The organism is Eikenella sp. HMSC061C02 (assembly GCF_001809035.1).
GTDB classification, from domain to species: domain Bacteria; phylum Pseudomonadota; class Gammaproteobacteria; order Burkholderiales; family Neisseriaceae; genus Eikenella; species Eikenella corrodens.
The window spans coordinates 1-2604 of record NZ_KV795525.1; the positions used below are offsets into that span (position 1 = coordinate 1).

The window sequence follows — 2604 nt, forward strand, 5'->3', positions numbered from 1 at the left end:
TGGATAATGCCAAGTCCGATACTTTGATGCCTGTGATCAAACAAAAAATTATGCCGGATAGTATTGTTTACACGGATAGTCTGAGCAGCTACGACAAGTTGGACATAAGCGGTTTTAGCCATCACCGCATCAACCATTCCAAGGAATTTGCAGACCGCCAGAACCACATCAACGGCATTGAGAATTTTTGGAATCAGGCAAAACGCGTCTTACGTAAATATAACGGAATCGATCGCAAATCCTTCCCGCTGTTCTTGAAAGAATGCGAATTTCGGTTTAACTTCGGCACACCGTCCCAGCAGCTTAAAATCCTGCGGGAGTGGTGTGGAATTTAGGGCTAATCTAGTACAGCCCCTTTCGTTTTCAGGTAGCCTTTCCCGCCCAGCCTTACCGCACATTGTGTGATAGAACATAACGAATCAAGGATTTATAATGCTTTCGGCTATATTTCCGTTCCGCAATCGTTGCGCTTAAAGCTGATTTTTATCCAGCAAAATCAAAGGCTGGAAATTTTTTGCGGAACGGATTTCCTACTTCGGTCACGCCTTTATCAGCCCGTCATAACAACAAAAAAATAGCCCGAACCAGTAAGGATTACTTACCAGTTCGAGCTTTTCTTTATTGACGGTTTGACAGCATGCCGCCAGGCCGGCTTTTCCCCAGATGCTCGGCCAGCGTATCCAGCAGGATAGGCGCAGCCTCAGAAATTGAGCGGAACTCATCACCCTGCAATCGGCCGGAACCCAAAGCCTGCGACAATTGGAACAATGCTGCCGCCTGCTCCTGCGCCCCAACGCCGCCGACACGCATCGCATTATTCGTGGCTTCCACAAACTGCAACACCTGCTTCTGCGAATAGCCGTAGCCGCTCGCAACTCGCTTAAATCGACGCCAATACCAAGCGTTGCCACATCAGCCATTATTCTCTCCAAATAAAAAAAGCCCCGAAGTCGGCTTCGGGGTTACATAAAATTAAAGGCCATCCAATATGATAGATGGCCTGCGTTTTAAGTTAGTTTTCTAAAAATAGCTAGCGGGGAAATTCCGTATTCATTAAACCGCCTACCCATCATGGTGCGTATATGCAATAAAGCAGTAAAGTATCCATTGTCCAAATCAGTCATATACTCGAAAGCCTTTTCATCCAGTTCCGTATCATCTGGCAAAGCATCCAGTACCGCCAATACATGCCATTGCCCACGTACTGTCACACCGTGCTTCATGGCGATAGAAAACGAATCCTGCATCATATCGACATGACGTATCGTGCACCACGTCGATTTCGTGTCATCAAAGATACGCACTTGCAGCAGCTTGGGCAGGGCGCTGAACATCTTGATTAGCGTTCCGTTCTCCTCAGCCTTTTCCCGTTTCTTGCGTCTATGGGCATCCGTTAGCGACGGCATGTTCGAGAGCTCCATATCTAAAGCTGGCTCCAACAAGTCGTTCATCAATACCAAATCCACCATCTGCATCCGTCCGGATAGCAGCACAATCTGCCCCGGCTTGGCTTCGGTAATATCGTGAATCAGCCCGCGCGCATTCAATTCGCGCATCACGTCCAGCGGTAGGTTTTTCGATGTATCGAAACTGTTTTGGCGCGAAGAATGATGACTTCCGGTTTCCTCATGCGTTCCGTGGATAACCTTTACGCTGCCGCCCACCTGCTGCCGCATCTGTTCACCGCTGCTTCGCGTAACCACGCTGCCGGTAAGCAATCCGTCATCATCTAATTGTGTTTGGCAAAAAGACAGTGCTTCATGGTTGAGGTAGATAAAGTCATACAGGTAATTTTCCGCTGCTGCGTTTGGTTCCACGATTGATTTCCCTAACGATTTCCATACGGCGGTGGTCGAATTCGGCACGGCGGCGCTGTGCAAACTCCAAAGCATGATCAAGGGTGCGGGATTCCTCCCCGTCCTCCGATGCATCCATATACAGCAACACCGATTGCCTCAGCATTTTTTCAAACATAACCCGTTCCTTATTGTGGCTAACGGTTAAATCTGATTTGAGTTTACGCGATTATATGTGGGCGGGCAAGCCACCGCACGTGCTTTTCAGGTAGCCTATCTCACAAACCGCCAACCCACATAACAGCTGCCGCTGCCAATCCCAAGGTCAGGATAAGCACAGCGGCGGCCGGCATCTTTCCTACCGTTCCAGCATTTTTACTGCTCATCTTTCAACCTATCTTTACTTGGCGTTTCGGGTTTAAACCCAGCACGGGTCAGCACATTATGCCCGGCAGTTATCTGTTCTACAGGCACTAAACCGCAATCCGTATGAACAAGCTCGCCTTCGGCAATACAATGGTTATTCTCATCCAGCACCACAGGCAGCACATCACCGCTTAATCTGTCCGTTTTGTAGCTGTACAGCTTAAATTCCCGCAGCGTGGCCGCCGCATCTGGGTGGATGAATACCCACTTGAACGACTTGATGAACTCAATGCCATCTTCCACGCTGCCCTTGCCCTTCTGTACCCCGGTAATACGGGGTAGGCCGTGGCGCTTCAAGTAGCTGATGGATTCAGGCCGTGCGCTGTCTGCGCGTACCACATATTTTTCAAGGGGCTGACGTAGATTAGCAGTCATGCTAGTC

4 protein-coding genes and 1 pseudogene are annotated in these 2604 nt (G+C 49.2%); 1 reads left to right on the forward strand and 4 read right to left on the reverse strand.

Annotated features, from left to right (window positions below; translation table 11 throughout):
• On the forward strand, positions 1-335 hold a 335-nt coding region (locus HMPREF2541_RS01925; protein ID WP_141744173.1), incomplete at its 5' end, for an IS1595 family transposase.
• A 313-nt stretch (positions 336-648) separates the two neighbouring features.
• Here HMPREF2541_RS01925 and HMPREF2541_RS01930 read toward each other — a convergent pair.
• The 4 genes and pseudogenes from HMPREF2541_RS01930 to HMPREF2541_RS01945 form a co-directional block, all read right to left on the reverse strand.
• A pseudogene (locus HMPREF2541_RS01930) lies at positions 649-882 on the reverse strand (tape measure protein); the annotation flags it as partial.
• A 125-nt stretch (positions 883-1007) separates the two neighbouring features.
• Positions 1008-1817, reverse strand: a complete 810-nt coding sequence (locus HMPREF2541_RS01935) for a DUF6414 family protein (protein ID WP_141744174.1) — start codon at positions 1815-1817, stop codon at positions 1008-1010.
• Complete coding sequence (locus tag HMPREF2541_RS01940) at positions 1780-1974, reverse strand: hypothetical protein (RefSeq protein ID WP_064087489.1); 195 nt, start codon at positions 1972-1974, stop codon at positions 1780-1782. Before HMPREF2541_RS01940 ends, HMPREF2541_RS01935 begins: the two co-directional genes overlap by 38 nt.
• 197 nt (positions 1975-2171) lie before the next feature.
• Positions 2172-2604 (reverse strand): terminase large subunit (locus HMPREF2541_RS01945; protein WP_210387133.1); only part of this gene is annotated, 433 nt, incomplete at its 5' end.